The organism is Enterococcus sp. (assembly GCF_032555305.1).
In the GTDB taxonomy this organism is placed as follows: Bacteria; Bacillota; Bacilli; order Lactobacillales; family Enterococcaceae; genus Enterococcus_A.
In genome coordinates this window covers 189,663-203,918 of sequence record NZ_JAWGOQ010000002.1, presented here as the reverse complement: position 1 = coordinate 203,918, position 14,256 = coordinate 189,663, and the positions used below count along the sequence as shown (strand labels likewise).

Sequence of the window (14,256 nt, the reverse complement as noted above, 5' to 3'; positions counted from 1 at the left end):
TATCATTTCTACATAAAAAAGGTATGCAATGTTATAAATCACATCACATACCTGAATAAAAATATTTTTGTGTTTGTTCAAATAAATAGAAATAATCAAGAAGGCTTTTTTAAAGCTATTAATGGACATCATTGCGGAGCCCGATTTTTAGAATCAAAATGGTGATTGTTTCATCGCTGATATCTGAAATTAAACGATAATCACCAATTCGATAGCGCCACAGCCCAGTTTTATTCGCGGTCAAACCTTTGCCATGAATTCTAGGATCAGTGGTATTTTGTAGATTCTTTTCGATCCATGCAAGTATCAATCTCGATTGGTATTTGTCCATCTTTTTTAAAGCTTTAATTGCGGCTTTTTCGTATCTGACTTTTACTTTTTGTCATAAACCAAGCTCTCGCTTCATTTCTTCATGAGAAATACTTTGATTCTGTTCCATATGTTCCACCATTAATTTTTTATAAATGTCGATATCGATTTGATCTTGAAGTGACTCAATTAGTTTTGTTCGTGCCAACTCTGAGACAGTCATACCGTTTAAATCGGCCATCGCCAGTATAAATTCTTTTTCTTCATCAGACACCCGAAATGTAATTGAATTCATACGATTCCCTCTTTTATCTGCATACCTTTACCTAACAAAATCATTGTAAGACAAACTTTTACAAAATGGAATCATAGAAACTAATTAATATCACGAACCACTCTACACGGCGAACCATACGCCAATACATTTTTCGGAATATCCTTCGTAACGAGACTCCCTGCCCCAATCACGGAGTTCTCCCCGATCGTGACACCTGGTAAAACGATCGCACCAGCACCGAGCCAAACATTTTTTTCGATTGTAATCGGCAAATTGTACTGAGCTTTCTGTAAGCGCAACTCTGGTGATAAGGGATGTGTTCCGGCGCAAAGGGTGACATTTGGTCCAATCATGACTTCATCTTGGATCTCGATTTTCGTATCATCGACTAGCGACAAGCCAAAGTTCGCGTAAACATTCTTACCGAAGTACGTATTCTTTCCCCAGTTCGCGTGAAACGGCTGTTCGATATAGGCTCCATCCTCAAAGCCGCCTAAGAGTTCTTTTAAAATTCTGGCTTTTTCTTGTGTGTTACTTGGCAAGGTGTGATTGAATTGGAAAAGTAAATCGCGATAAAAGGCCTGCTCTTCCTTTAGTTCGCTGGTCTCAAAATAGTTTTCTCCAGAGTCCATTTGTTCCTTCATTTTAGTCAAGGTTCTTTCCTCCATTTAAGACGTTGCGTTGTATGGGACGTTTTCCATGCAGGAAGATTCCCACCAAAATCACTACCAATAGGACGCTCAATAATTTGAATGGTGCGAAAAGATTCGTGGTTCCTGAAACGAGTTGCAGAGTACTCAAACCAAATGGCGCGATGAAGTTTCCGAGATTGCAGCCGATCAGGATGATCGATGTTGCCGCGGTCATTTTGGCTGGTGATGCATACAGATTCAGTGAATTATAAATGAAAGGAAAAATCAGGCTGCCGGGAATTCCGCTGATAAAGTAGCCGATCAGCAGCAAGGCGAAATTATTTTCAGAAATCGCTATCATAAATGTTGCTAAAGCTAACAAAGCAAGTCCGAGGTACAGACATTTATCCCCTAACAAACGATTCACAAAACCGAATAATGATCCAGTCACGATTCCGATAATCGGCATTACCGCCAAGAAATTTGATGCATTGTAATTGGCGCCCTTGATATCGGTCACCATCGTTGGGAAGCGAACGCCAATTGCTACGAAAGTCATGACTAAGAATAAAGCGAAAAGCGCTAACAAATAGACAGAAGCTTTAAGTTCGCCTTTTTCACTAGTCTTTTCCTTCTTCACTTCTTTGATTTCCGGCACAAAGATGGTAAAAAGAAGCAAGATTGGAAAAGCGATTAAGTAGACACTGAAAGAAAATCTCCAACCAAATGCCAGTAAGGCCCCTGCTAATAATGTCAATCCGGCATTTCCGATGTTTTCAGCAGCTCCGCGATAACCAAGTAAAGAAGCTCGTTCTTCTGGTTCGTCTTGGAATAATAGGTTGATGATCGAAACAGCTAGTGAATTGAATAGACCAAAGCCGGCACCTAAAATGAAGCGGCTGATCAGGATTGGAATATAGCTATTCAAGAATAATGGCGCTAACCCGCCGCCAAAGCCAACTAGGAGCAAACCTAGTTGGACGGTACGTTTGGTGCCGATTTTTTCAGCGATAAAGCTAGATAGAACGACGAATACTACAACAGCTAAAGCTGGTAACGTTGCGACTAATTCAACTTGTGTCGTTGTCATGCCAAGGGCTGCGCGCATTTGCGGCAATGCCCCATTGATCGATAAGGCACTCGTCAGTAAAAGTGAGATGGATAAGATAGATAAACGGGTCATGATACTGTTTTTATTAATCATTTTTTGTTCCCCCTAAACTTTCTTCAAATGTAGCAACGTTGTTTGGAAATCGCCATAGAAATCGGGTACATTGACTCCAAGATTCATTAATTCATCGCCAAAGTATTGTTGATTGGTTGCTTGATCTTGGTAGCGAACATTTTCGTCTAATCCGGTCAAAAAGACATCATGAAATACCGGTTGTGCGGATGCCAACGTGCGAGCCATCATGACTAAGGCTTCTGCTTTATCGTCTGAAACAAACATCCAAGCGGTCAAATTGCCTTCAAAAGGACTATTTAAACGGTAGAATTCACCAAATTGAACCAGCGGACGAATTTCTTGATACTGTTGAACTTGTTCCTTCACAATCATTTTCTCTTCTTCTGACATTTCCGTCAAATCCAGTTCATAGCCGAAAACCCCGCTCATGGCAACATCTCCTCTGGTTTTCAAAGAAGTAATCCGACCAGTTTGATGATTCGGTACCGCTGAAACGTGAGCAGTCATTGAGGAAATTGGATAAGCCAAGCTCGTGCCGTATTGAATTTTCAACCGTTCCACCGCATCGGTATTATCCGTTGGCCAAGATTGCGGCATATAGTACAGGAAGCCGGCATCAAAACGTCCACCGCCGCCAGAACAGCCTTCCCACAAGATCTTCGGATAACGCGCCAATAGATTTTCCATCAATTCATAGACCCCAAGAATGTGGCGATGCGCTGTTTCGCCTTGATTTTTGGCTGAAAGCTCGATGGAGTATACATCGGACAAGCTGCGGTTCATATCCCATTTGATGTAATCGATCGGCACCTCGTCCAAAATCTGGCAAATCTGTTCTTCAATATTTTGCCGCACTTCCTTGCGTCCCATATCTAGTAAATGCTGATCACGAGAAGAAGATGGTGTGCGGTTCGGCTCCTGCATCAAGTAATCTGGATGCTCTTCATAGAGTTTCGAATCGACCGAGATCATTTCAGGTTCAAACCAAACACCGAATTGCAGGCCTTTGTCATGAACATAATCCGCGATTCCTTTTAAGCCGTCCTTCAATTTGCCCTCGTACTCGAACCAATCCCCTAAGGACGAGTTGTCTGAATCTCGATGACCGAACCAGCCATCATCCAAGACAAACATTTCAATGTCTAGATCCGCGGCTTCATCAACGATCTGCTCGATTTTCTTGCTGTCAAAATCAAAATAAGTCGCCTCCCAATTGTTTAATAAGATCGGACGCTCCTTGAATTGATGTTCACCACGGGCAACTCTTTCACGTAATAAATGATGAAGACTGCCGCTCATGCCGTTCAAGCCTTGATCGGAATAAGTCAGGATGACTTCTGGTGTTTGAAAGACTTCCTTGGACGAAAGCTCCCACAAGAAATTGTAATCATTGATTCCGGCTAGCACGCGAACTTGGTCAATCTGATCTTTTTCTAACTGGAAGGCATGATTGCCGGAATAAACCAAATGCATCCCAATCGCCGGGCCGCTCATTTCATTCGTATCATGATTGACTAAGGCGATGAAGCTGTTCATATGATGACTTGATGCACCGCGCCGACTTTCAAAGCTTTGGATACCGGAATGGATTTTGTCACGATTGATTTGGCGTTCTCTTAAATGAGCACCTGGTAAAGAGATCACTTCGTCATAGATGCCGCTATTGGTTAGATCCATTTGCATCGAAGCAATTTTTTTTAATACAACGGTTTCATTCGTTTGATTCAGAACCTTGGCTGAACGTGTGATTACCGGGCGGTCATGATAAATCGTATACGCCAATTCCAGATAGATTTCCTGATCTCGATCCTTCAGAACCACGGTCAAAGTCGTTGCCTCCTCTTCATTAAGTACATAAGATTGCGGTAAGCCTTCAAGCTCTGGCTTGCCTGCTTCGATGCGATAGTCATGGTAACGTAAATCGTGCAGGTTCGAACCATTTTCGCGGCGGATGATGGAGGCTGGGATGCGATAGTCCATCGATCCGTGACTAGAATACTCCTGTGGCAAAGTATCTTTTGAGTAAGCCCTTTCAGCGTTGCCCGGTACATTTCCGGAAAAACCGCGATCTCGGCGTAAATACTTTTTGTTTCCATTGTAATGCTGGATGGCTTTGCCAAAGTACAGATGATTGAAGATTCCGTTCTCTTCGATTTGGGCGATGTAAGAGATTTCATTATTGCGTAAGTGGAATACCTGGGTTTCTTGATTAAATTCGATGTAAGACTGATTCATTTTTTGTTCCTCCCTTAACTTGTTGTTTACCTTATAATGTTTACTAAACACTTTTGTCAAGGGAATTTCGCAAAAAAAGAGAACTTTTTTGCAAAAGCTCTCTAAACCGCTATTTATTGGGAATAAAACTTTCCCGCACCACTAATTTTGAAGGAAAAGTCATGATCACCGGTTCCTGTCGTTCTTCTTCGATCCGCTCTTTGGCTAACCGTACCGCAGCCTTAGCGATTTCCTGCGCACTGATATGAACCGTCGTTAAACTCGGCGTTAGAAATTCGGCAATTTCGATATCATCAAAGCTTGCGATCTCAATGTCTTTGCCGATAGTGATATTCGCTGACTGCAAGGAACGGTAAACACCTACCGATAATGGGTCACTGCCGACTAGCAGCGCTGTTGGGAGTTCTTGTCCCGATGCCAGCCACTCATCCATCATTCGTTTTCCTTCGAGGGGTTCCCATAAACCTAGCTTGGCTTGCGGAGAAAGATCATTGGCCTTCATAAAGGCTTGATAAGCGCGAAAACGTTTTTCATCATCACTGTAGATTTTCTTTCCATCTTCATCAATATCGATATTGAACCCGCCTATATATCCAATGCGGCGATGTCCCTTCTCATAGAAAAGCTGGAGCACGCGTTTGGTCATGCGTTCAAAGTCAGCATAGACCATATCGACTTCTTGGTTGATATCTGGATTATCCAGCACCACGATATTTTTATTTTGCTTACTTAGACGTTTAACAGCTGTTTCTGAAACGGTCCCAACGATGATGATCGCGCCCAGCTTGTCGAAATCCTGCCATGTTTTCGGATTGTCTTCTAAATTGTAGACACGATTCATCCCTAGATGCAGCCGCCGCGCTTCTTGTTCTAAGCCGATCCGCAGGGCATTGAAATAAGGATCATCCAATTCTTTTTGGCGGCTGGTGGTGGTAATGACGCCGATCGATGGCAGTCGACGTTTTACATACTTACGTTTATCAATATCGTAATCCAGTTCTTTGATTGCTTTATAGATCCGTTCTTTCGTTGAATCAGCAACAGATAACGTAGGATCATTATTCAATACTCTGGAGACGGTTCCCGGACTGACGCCCGCTCGTCTGGCTACATCTCGAATTCCAACCATTATTGTTCACCTCAATTGTTTACTAAACAATAACTTGAAATTCTTCGCTCGTCAACTATATTCAGTAATAAATTGTATGATCGCTGCCGCAACTTCTTCCATATTCGTACCAATCGCTGGATGTCCTGGATTCTCAAACAGTTGGAACCGTACCTGCGGGACTTCATCAACGATCGCTTGATATTCCTCTTTGATATTCGAACGAATCATGCCATCATTAATAGTTCCTGTTAGCAGTAAAGGACATTTTAACGTTTTTAAAGAATCAAAAAATAAACCTTTCTCTGATCGAATTAGGCGAAGCAGCGAATCGGTATCTTTTTTAACAATCGATTCCCAATCATCACCGAGATACCACTGATAGATCACAGCGGTTTCCGGGTTTGCTGCGACAGCTTTTCGTTCGGCCAACAGCTCATCTCCAAAGCCCTCGTGAAGCGAGCGTCCATCGAAACTATCGGCTGTGACAGTAGCGATTAAGTCCGGTCGTAATAATGCCGCATTAATCGCAGCCCAGGCACCGCCGCTGGTTCCAACCAAATCAACTCTTCCAAGTTGAAGATGATCTAGTAACGCAACTGTCTGGCGAGCTTCGTCCTTCCATAACTCTGTAGGAAATTCTGCTAAGCGATCAGACTGACCGTAGCCTAAGAAATCAATTAAGAGGATTTGAAAATCTGAATACAGATGCAACATTGGCGAGAAAAGCTTCGATGAAGAGGTATTGCCATGTAGGAATAGCAGCGGTTTGCCCTCTCCTATTCTTTCATAATAAATTTGTTTGTCGTGGTAATTGAAGAAACTCATACAGAACCCTCCTGTAGGAAAAAAGACGATCAAAGGTTGGATTAATTTCGTTACCCAGCCATTTGATCGCCATTCTTGTTTGTTTTAACTATATTGATAAATAAATTGGTTGATTGTTTCTGCTACTTCTTCGGAGCTTGACTCGATCGCTGGATGTCCAGGCTTATCAAAAATCTTGAAGTGTCCGTGAATGACTTCGCCGACAATCGCTTGGTATTCTCTTTCGATATTCGGACGAATCGTGTCATCTTTTTTGGTTGCTGTTAAAAGTAAAGGAGCTTGAAGAATTTGCAGGGAATCGAAGAATAATTCTCGTCTAGAAATACTTAAACGCCACATGGAATCCGTATCGCGTTTAACCACATCTTTCCAATCATCACCAATACACCAGTGGTAAAACTCGGAGAATTCAGGGTCTTCCATCGTTAAAGAACGCTCTGCCAATATTTCTTCATCATAATCATCTGGCAGTGTTCGACCATGGAAGCTATCCGCAGTGACTGTAGCAATCAGGTCTGGTCTAAGAAATGCTGCATTTATTGCTACCCAGGCTCCACCACTGGTTCCTACCAAGTTTGCTTCTGTGATGTCTAAGTGTTCCAATAAGGCAATCGTTTGACGGGCTTCATCTTTCCAAAGTTCTGTCGGAAATTTTTCCAAACGATCCGATTGTCCATAACCTAAGAAATCGATCAAAATCACCTGATAATCTTTATAAAGGGGCAACATGGGTTTAAATAACTTTGATGATGAGGTATTACCATGCAAAAATACGAGTGGTTTTCCTTCTCCGATTGTTTCGTAAAAGACATTCTTTCCATTATAGCTAAAGAAACACACTACAATCCCTCCTTAGAACTTAATACATTCCATTTCAAGTATAACAAGAAAAACCAACGACAACTGTCATTGGTTATAAAAGTTTTTTTATAAAATATAAAAAATATGGGTTGGACAATTAACAAATAATGTGATATTTAATTAAACTTCACTTTCTACACGCATTTGTTTAAAGATTCGGGTAGAGAAAATCGCGATCAAAACCGTCACAACGGAAGTCGCGATGATCAACATAAGCAGCATTTGAGTAGAGGCCACCGCCGCAAAGCTACCATACATCACTTGTCCTAGAGGGATCGCTAAAGTTGTCACGATCATTACTAATGACATAATTCGCCCAAGCAGTGCTTTAGCGGAAACTAATTGGATATACACGATCAATTGAACCGAAATTACCGTTACTACCCCCATCGCACACGCAACGATGATTGTCATGATCCAAAAGGCCATTGTAGAATCTTTGATCAACCCGAAAGGAATAACGAGCAAACCGAACAGAATTGCCACAAAAATCAGATTCTTGGTGATACTAGCTTCATTCAAACGATTGGCGATGACTCCGTAAATCACCGTTCCTAACAAGCTGCCAATCGCAAAAATCGTGTTCATCAGACCAAACTGTGCATCACTAGCACCTAATTGAATCCGCGAAACATACGGGATAATGACTTGAATAAAAGAAGCAAGGAAGAAGTTTAATAAGAATGCCACTGCCGCAACCTTTACAATCACTTTTTGCACCTTCAAATAATGCGTTACTTCTTTTAAATCCCCTGCCACTACTTGGAACAATGATCCCTCCATTGCTGCCTGTGATTGAACCGGAATATTCAGCAGCACTTCACAAAAGATTGCGATCAAGAATAATACACCAGTGATGACAAAGATTTGATAAACGGCATCAAAACGATAGATGATCCCGGCAATAATCGGTCCAAGCACCGTACCTAATGTCCCAATCGAACTGATGATGCCATTTGCCTGAGGAATCTCCTCTTCCTCACAAATTACAGGGATCGCTGATTGAACAACGGGAGTTTCAAATGCTGACACCATACCGATGATTACTGTCAGTACACCAATCGCGGTAACAGGATTAGCCAAACGTGTAACTAAAAACAAGCCAACTGATAGAACCAAATACAGACAATCCATCAACAACATCAAATTTCTTTTCGGCAAACGGTCCGCCAGCACACCACAGAAAGGTAAACAAACCAAACGCCCGACGATCGACAATGAAGCAATTACACTAAATGTCAACGCTGACTTCGTAATATCTAATACATACAATGAAATGACGAACTGAACGATGGTGGTTCCTAATACTGAAAATAATTGACTCCCGATTAATAGATTAAAATTTTTATTTTTTCTCATTATAAACGCCTACTTTCCTAAACCTTATGCAACAACCTCAAAAACCAGCAACTATCTATCAAAGTGATTTTTATCATACCTACCGTTGGTATCTATATATTTAAAAAAAATAGCTTATTCCCTGCTATCTTTTTTTATAAACTCAAACATCTTGTAGGCTTCTGTCATGATCTCTTCATTAAAAATGGGAATCCCGACACCATCGAATAGCTTCTTGGTAAAAAGCACCTTGCGTTTTAACTGTTCCTCTGAAAAAACAGTCAAATGCAATCCAATCCAAGAATTCAGATTCAGCATTAAGACATCTGCGACCTCTTCGGGAAACTCTGTTTCGATCGAGCCATCGGCTACGCCCGTTTCCACGATCTTCTTGATCTCTGGAATCACAACCTGAAACATTTCTATAAACTGTTCACCGATGAAGCGCGGACTTCTTAGTGTGACTGCCGCTGAATAATTCAGCTGCATGCGAGAATAGTCAGTGAAGGCATCCAGGATCGCACTCTGCAATCGTTCCATACCGTTGTTTCCCTTGTGTTTGCTCAAGCTTTCCTCAGCCGTGGCGGCCGGTTCGATGATTGTCTCGAAAATTTCCAGCTTCGACTTGAAATGCTGATAGATAGCACCTTTTGTCATGCCATCCAAGCCGTTCACGATATCTTGAATTGAGGTATTGTCATAGCCTTGTTCAAGAAATAATTTTTTCGAAACTTCTAAAATTTTTCGTCTAGTCTCTTCTGGATTCTTTCCTCGAGCCATCGATTCAACTCCTTTACATACCATTGGTATCTATCTAAAATATAATCCTTAATACGCCAATTGTCAAACAGTTTCTTTAAAAAAGTAAACTTTTCTGTTTGCGATTGCGGCTCGTCAGTAATAATAAATCCCTTAACCACAAGATGTAAAAGCATTTTTACCCGATTTTTCTCGCGGTAAATGGCAATTTGTTTTATGCTATAAGAAAGACTACTGGTAATTGAGGGATGCAAAATGGATGTTGGACAACGATTAAAAATGCGGAGAAATGAACTGAATTTGAAACAAGAGTATGTTGCTGAAGAACTAGGCATCACGCGACAAACAATCTCAAACTGGGAAAACGGCAGAAGCTACCCTGACATCGCGCGAATCATTCGCCTGTCTGAAATCTATGGCCTGTCTTTGGATGAATTATTGAAGGGAGATCAAGAAATGGTCAAGCATTTACAGGAGAATACGGTGGTCAATCACTTCTTGAAAATCTTTATTGGGATGCTTTTCGTCAATGTTCTTTTGATGTTGTTTCTCCTAGTCAATCAAAATATGAGCGAAACCTTTCTATTTGTTATTTTTGTTTTGATCGGTGCAAATTGTCTATCGCTCTTCTACTTGATTATCAAAAAAATTTAGGGGCTGATTCTCATGAACCAAACAACAATAATGATTCTTTTAATGAGTTTGCTGATCTTGGCTGCGGCCTGCATGTGCTACTACATTTTTTCATTAGTGATGATTGATGCTAAAAGTCGCGGGATCAAAAATCCAAAGTTCTGGTCACTAATAGCTACCGGCGGTCAAAATGGCGGAGGCCTGCTTTTGTATCTCTTTACCCGAAGAAAAACAACTAGCACAATGAATTCGGCAGAAACGGAGCAATTTCTAAGAATCAAGCGGAAAATCTATTGTTTGCTAGTGGTCCTATTTTTCCTCTTTTTATTGTTTATTGCAACCATTTTCCGCTTCACTTAAACGGACCAACCTACACAAAAAGCAGAACTAAATCAGTTCTGCTTTTTTACTACTCATTTTTATTGAATAGAGCTGAAAGTTGTTCACTGTTTTCCTCAAAGATATCTAATAAGCTTCGGTTCCAGTGGCGAGCGTCTTGAGTGGAACTGCCGAACACATAGTCTTCCTGTCCGTAATCAATCACATCAAAGCCGGGAACAGATTTACTTGCTGTGCTGGTTCGATAGTTAGCAATATCCGCTAGAGAAAAGGAAACCTCATTTGTATCGTCATAATTAACCCAGCTGCTTATATCTGTGCCGGTTGCTTCAGTTTCAGTACCGTTTTCAGTTTGTGTTTTTGGCTCGGATTTTTTAATTGTTGCTGAATCGTTTACGTATTCACCATACATCTGATCCACGTATAGACTGAAAGAATTCCCCAGTACCTCAGACGGTACATGTCCACCGTCCCACTGCCACTCGATGTTAGCGTCGACACCAGTATTCAACCAAGCAATTTGCAGATTCAGTGAAGAGAACATGGACATATCACCTTCGGAGGCTCCCATAACAATTTTTGTCCATGTCGGATTCTCAGTGCTTTTTGCGCCGATATATTTTAACGGATCATACAGATCTACAATATTATTGCCGTACTTATCTCCCTTTTCGATTTCTGCTATATCGGATTTGTAGGATTCCAACATCTCTTCATAAGTTTCATAATTTGCGGAGTCTACACCGCCAGATACAGATTGCGTCGTACCAGCATCGGGTGTGCCAACTTCGCCTAAAGCATCTGCCATATCCGGTGGGCCATCTCCATCACCCATCACACCGTTAGGAAGATCACCAGTTGGCGCGCCACCCTCCATACCACCAGGTCCGCTCTCTGAGTTCGTACTTTTTGCGTAACGACCTTCAATAAAGGCTTTGGAACGGTCTTCGCTAGTCATCGCTGCAACTTCCTCATTGCTTAGTGGCTGCCCTTCTGCATTGAACCAAGTCCAGCCTTCGGTATAATCCAGATTATCCAAATACCACTGTAGATTTTCAGTAAATTCTGCTAGATACAGATCTAAGTATGTTCCATAATAACCATTTGTTTCTGGATATTTATTTAAGTCATATTTGATCGTCAATGCAACATTATCTTTCTTATCACCATCACCGTTTAGGTCGATATCAATGTCCTTTTCTGACACGTGAAGATCTTGTTTGTTGATGTAGTCCATATAACTTTTTGATAGATACTCTGCCAATTGACTTTGAAAGGCGGTACTGAAATCATAAGTGCTGTCCATAAAGTATTCAAAGGCCATTGCCGCATCAGCCTCAGATAAAGAGGTGATGGCACTATATGCGATGCATCCCCAAGCACCATCTGAAAGTTCTTGTTCTTTTCCATCGATAGTAACCGTAGAAGAATAGCTCCCATCTGTGTTTGCATAAACACCTACTGCACCAGCTTCTATTTCATAATCGTAGTAATCAGAATTGTTTGACGTGGCTGCAAACATGGTCGCATGGGCTCCGCCACCAGAACCTCCTGTAGCAACAAAATGATCTGCGCTGCCAGGAAGATTTCCCAGTAAGATATTGTATTTAACGTAACGAGCCGCATTTTTCTGATCTACTAAACATAAAGGCGCATCACCAGTATAATATTCTTCACCAGCTTCATTCGTAGCGACATCTTGTTTTCCCCGATTGCCGCATGTAACGTTGATATAGCCTTCTTTAGCATAAGTAGTGGCTGCTTTTGAATTGTTAGACGAGCCATAACCAGCAGCGCCAGTATTTAGAATGACCGGAGCTGCCTCCGCAGTATATTTTTGTCCATTAGTACTAGTGATTTCGGCATCATAATCGATTACTAAGGAACCTTTGACTACATCAGAATAGTTTTCCGTGGTTATATCTGATTTTCCGTCGCTATTCGTATCGATGCCAGTAACATACTTCCCGGGAACACAAACGGAAACGCCCTGCTGATCTTCAATTTCCGGATTTGTTACGGTAGTGACTACTGATAGGATCCATGCATCGGCTTCCTGTGAATAAGTCCATTCCTGTTCCGAATTGTTTTTTAGATTTAACGTTTGTTCGATGGTTTTCTTACTGTCCGCATCCTTAAGCACGACAGATTTTTCCTTTTTTTCTTCCTTGTTACTTGTCTCGGTGGTAGTTTCCTCACTTTGGCATCCAGCTAAGCAAAAGAAAGCTGTAAAGATAGTTGCCCCCATTAAGATAATTTTTTTCTTCATCCTCTTCTCTCCTTAAGTTGAAAATAAAGCTCCCTTACAAAAAGATGCGGAAATGGGTCTTATTCCCTTAATTAGCAACAATCTATTTTTGTAATAATGCTTTTCATCTTAGATAAATCTAATCGGTTCGACTTAAATGAAACTTAAAGATGAAGGATTGAAGGAAGATCAAGAAATGATTAAACTTTTGTAGGAAAAGCAAATATGATGAATCATCAGACTAATTTCTCAGAATCAAGTCGAAACGGATTGTCTGCTCTTATTTCCGATGGAGCAAAAAAACGAGCCGTATTCGACTCGTTTTCATGGATATATCTTCCAATCCAAACACCAAATTTATCAAAAAGTACCCAGCCAGAGGGCGATAGGAGGATATTCTGCTTTTTTGCCTAAAGCATAACGTATTTGACTAATTTGCTGCTCTCTTTTCTAAATCTAGCAGATACTGTTTCCGCTCCAAGCCGCCAGCGTAACCGGTCAGATTACCATCGCTTCCGATCACTCGATGACAAGGAACGATGATCGCTATTTTATTGGAGCCATTTGCTCGTCCCACCGCACGAACTTTATTTTTATCGCCTAGTCGCAGTGCGATCTCGCGATAGCTCACAGTTTCGCCACTTGGAATAGTCGCTAAAGCTTTCCAGACTTCTTTTTGGAAAGGTGAACCATCGTAGAACAACGGTAATGAAAATTCAGTTCGTTCGCCGCGGAAATATTCATTCAATTGTTTTTCGACCTGTTGATTGATGGCTGTTTGACCATAGATGATCCGGAAATTGTACTTCGCTCGTAAGGCTTCGATCTCATTCTCCAAGCCCCGTCGATCCTCAAACTCCAGTAAATAAAGATACTCTTCATCTGTTAAACAAAACATTAGACCGATCGGTGTTGAAATGAATGAAGCATTCAATGGTCGCGTCGCCACTTTTTTCGCCGGATTACCCATGATTTTGGTGAAGGCATCATTGAAGCCGCTTGGAGATTCATAGCCTGCTTCAAGTTGCTGATCAATTACCTTGCTGCCTTGACTGATTTCCTTGAAAGCTAATCCCATACGGCGTGCACGAGCATATTGAACAAAGGTCATATTATAAATGTCTTTAAATTTTCTGCGTGCTGTGGCAGAATTCAGCCCGATTGCTGAAAAATCAGATTCTTTCCAGCGTTTTTCTGGATGCTCCTCCACTGCGTTCACTAACAATTGTACCTCTTCAGGAATCGCGTGGGGAAACGACAATGGCTGACAAATTTTACATGGTCGATAGCCCGCCAACAGCGCCTCTTCTGCCGTTGGATAAAATTCACAATTTTCCATCTTCGGTTTACGCGCGGTACAGGTTGGATGACAAAAGATACCCGTCGTTTTTATCCCGGCAAAAAATATCCCATCATAATTACGATCCCTTTCCTTCAAAGCACGATAATATTCAGTTTGTTTTTTCTTCGAAGTAATCATGAATGACTTCCCCCTTTATTGCG

General features: G+C 41.4%; 13 protein-coding genes and 1 pseudogene. 2 read left to right on the top strand and 12 right to left on the bottom strand.

Features of this window, described 5'->3' with window-relative positions; genetic code table 11:
- Nucleotides 1-118: 118 nt before the first annotated feature.
- The 10 genes and pseudogenes from E6139_RS02620 to E6139_RS02575 all read right to left on the bottom strand — a co-directional run.
- A pseudogene (locus E6139_RS02620) lies at nucleotides 119-373 on the bottom strand (type II toxin-antitoxin system RelE family toxin); the annotation flags it as partial.
- Between the two features lie 9 nt (nucleotides 374-382).
- Entirely contained in the window at nucleotides 383-604 is a 222-nt protein-coding gene (gene relB / locus E6139_RS02615; protein WP_316401489.1) for a type II toxin-antitoxin system RelB family antitoxin, read from the bottom strand.
- 80 nt (nucleotides 605-684) lie between these two features.
- Nucleotides 685-1,230 carry a sugar O-acetyltransferase gene (locus E6139_RS02610; RefSeq protein ID WP_316401563.1) on the bottom strand — a complete coding sequence of 182 codons (546 nt, stop codon included), beginning with the start codon at nucleotides 1,228-1,230 and terminating at the stop codon, nucleotides 685-687.
- Between the two features lies 1 nt (nucleotide 1,231).
- Nucleotides 1,232-2,422: an MFS transporter gene (locus tag E6139_RS02605; protein WP_316401488.1), complete on the bottom strand. Its 1,191-nt coding sequence runs from the start codon at nucleotides 2,420-2,422 to the stop codon at nucleotides 1,232-1,234.
- A 12-nt stretch (nucleotides 2,423-2,434) separates the two neighbouring features.
- Entirely contained in the window at nucleotides 2,435-4,639 is a 2,205-nt protein-coding gene (locus E6139_RS02600; RefSeq protein ID WP_316401487.1) for an alpha-galactosidase, read from the bottom strand.
- Between the two features lie 109 nt (nucleotides 4,640-4,748).
- Nucleotides 4,749-5,768 (bottom strand): LacI family DNA-binding transcriptional regulator, encoded by a 1,020-nt coding sequence (locus E6139_RS02595; protein ID WP_316401486.1) that lies wholly within the window; start codon nucleotides 5,766-5,768, stop codon nucleotides 4,749-4,751.
- A 51-nt stretch (nucleotides 5,769-5,819) separates the two neighbouring features.
- Nucleotides 5,820-6,575: an alpha/beta hydrolase gene (locus E6139_RS02590; protein ID WP_316401485.1), complete on the bottom strand. Its 756-nt coding sequence runs from the start codon at nucleotides 6,573-6,575 to the stop codon at nucleotides 5,820-5,822.
- A gap of 84 nt (nucleotides 6,576-6,659) precedes the next feature.
- Nucleotides 6,660-7,415 (bottom strand): alpha/beta hydrolase, encoded by a 756-nt coding sequence (locus E6139_RS02585; protein WP_316401484.1) that lies wholly within the window; start codon nucleotides 7,413-7,415, stop codon nucleotides 6,660-6,662.
- A 141-nt stretch (nucleotides 7,416-7,556) separates the two neighbouring features.
- Nucleotides 7,557-8,795, bottom strand: a complete 1,239-nt coding sequence (locus E6139_RS02580) for an MFS transporter (RefSeq protein ID WP_316401483.1) — start codon at nucleotides 8,793-8,795, stop codon at nucleotides 7,557-7,559.
- A 114-nt stretch (nucleotides 8,796-8,909) separates the two neighbouring features.
- On the bottom strand, nucleotides 8,910-9,554 hold the full coding sequence (locus tag E6139_RS02575; protein WP_316401482.1) for a TetR/AcrR family transcriptional regulator: 645 nt from the start codon (nucleotides 9,552-9,554) through the stop codon (nucleotides 8,910-8,912).
- 234 nt (nucleotides 9,555-9,788) lie between these two features.
- On the opposite strand from E6139_RS02575, the gene E6139_RS02570 reads away from it, so the two are divergent.
- Nucleotides 9,789-10,187 (top strand): helix-turn-helix transcriptional regulator, encoded by a 399-nt coding sequence (locus E6139_RS02570; protein ID WP_316401481.1) that lies wholly within the window; start codon nucleotides 9,789-9,791, stop codon nucleotides 10,185-10,187.
- Between the two features lie 12 nt (nucleotides 10,188-10,199).
- Nucleotides 10,200-10,526 (top strand): hypothetical protein, encoded by a 327-nt coding sequence (locus E6139_RS02565; RefSeq protein WP_316401480.1) that lies wholly within the window; start codon nucleotides 10,200-10,202, stop codon nucleotides 10,524-10,526.
- Between the two features lie 49 nt (nucleotides 10,527-10,575).
- On the opposite strand, the gene E6139_RS02560 is transcribed toward E6139_RS02565, so the two are convergent.
- Both E6139_RS02560 and E6139_RS02555 read right to left on the bottom strand, forming a co-directional pair.
- Complete coding sequence (locus E6139_RS02560) at nucleotides 10,576-12,774, bottom strand: hypothetical protein (protein WP_316401479.1); 2,199 nt, start codon at nucleotides 12,772-12,774, stop codon at nucleotides 10,576-10,578.
- Between the two features lie 409 nt (nucleotides 12,775-13,183).
- Nucleotides 13,184-14,233 carry a trifunctional transcriptional activator/DNA repair protein Ada/methylated-DNA--[protein]-cysteine S-methyltransferase gene (locus E6139_RS02555; protein ID WP_316401478.1) on the bottom strand — a complete coding sequence of 350 codons (1,050 nt, stop codon included), beginning with the start codon at nucleotides 14,231-14,233 and terminating at the stop codon, nucleotides 13,184-13,186.
- Nucleotides 14,234-14,256: the final 23 nt, after the last annotated feature.

Excerpts from the sequence above, each read along its gene's own strand:
- E6139_RS02565 (WP_316401480.1), top strand. The coding sequence starts at position 10,200 with ATGAACCAAACAACAATAATGATTCTTTTAATGAGTTTGCTGATCTTG.
- E6139_RS02555 (WP_316401478.1), bottom strand. The coding sequence starts at position 14,233 with ATGATTACTTCGAAGAAAAAACAAACTGAATATTATCGTGCTTTGAAG.
- E6139_RS02610 (WP_316401563.1), bottom strand. The coding sequence starts at position 1,230 with ATGAAGGAACAAATGGACTCTGGAGAAAACTATTTTGAGACCAGCGAA.
- E6139_RS02575 (WP_316401482.1), bottom strand. The coding sequence starts at position 9,554 with ATGGCTCGAGGAAAGAATCCAGAAGAGACTAGACGAAAAATTTTAGAA.
- E6139_RS02600 (WP_316401487.1), bottom strand. The coding sequence starts at position 4,639 with ATGAATCAGTCTTACATCGAATTTAATCAAGAAACCCAGGTATTCCAC.
- E6139_RS02590 (WP_316401485.1), bottom strand. The coding sequence starts at position 6,575 with ATGAGTTTCTTCAATTACCACGACAAACAAATTTATTATGAAAGAATA.
- E6139_RS02605 (WP_316401488.1), bottom strand. The coding sequence starts at position 2,422 with ATGATTAATAAAAACAGTATCATGACCCGTTTATCTATCTTATCCATC.
- relB (WP_316401489.1), bottom strand. The coding sequence starts at position 604 with ATGAATTCAATTACATTTCGGGTGTCTGATGAAGAAAAAGAATTTATA.
- E6139_RS02580 (WP_316401483.1), bottom strand. The coding sequence starts at position 8,795 with ATGAGAAAAAATAAAAATTTTAATCTATTAATCGGGAGTCAATTATTT.
- E6139_RS02595 (WP_316401486.1), bottom strand. The coding sequence starts at position 5,768 with ATGGTTGGAATTCGAGATGTAGCCAGACGAGCGGGCGTCAGTCCGGGA.
- E6139_RS02570 (WP_316401481.1), top strand. The coding sequence starts at position 9,789 with ATGGATGTTGGACAACGATTAAAAATGCGGAGAAATGAACTGAATTTG.
- E6139_RS02560 (WP_316401479.1), bottom strand. The coding sequence starts at position 12,774 with ATGAAGAAAAAAATTATCTTAATGGGGGCAACTATCTTTACAGCTTTC.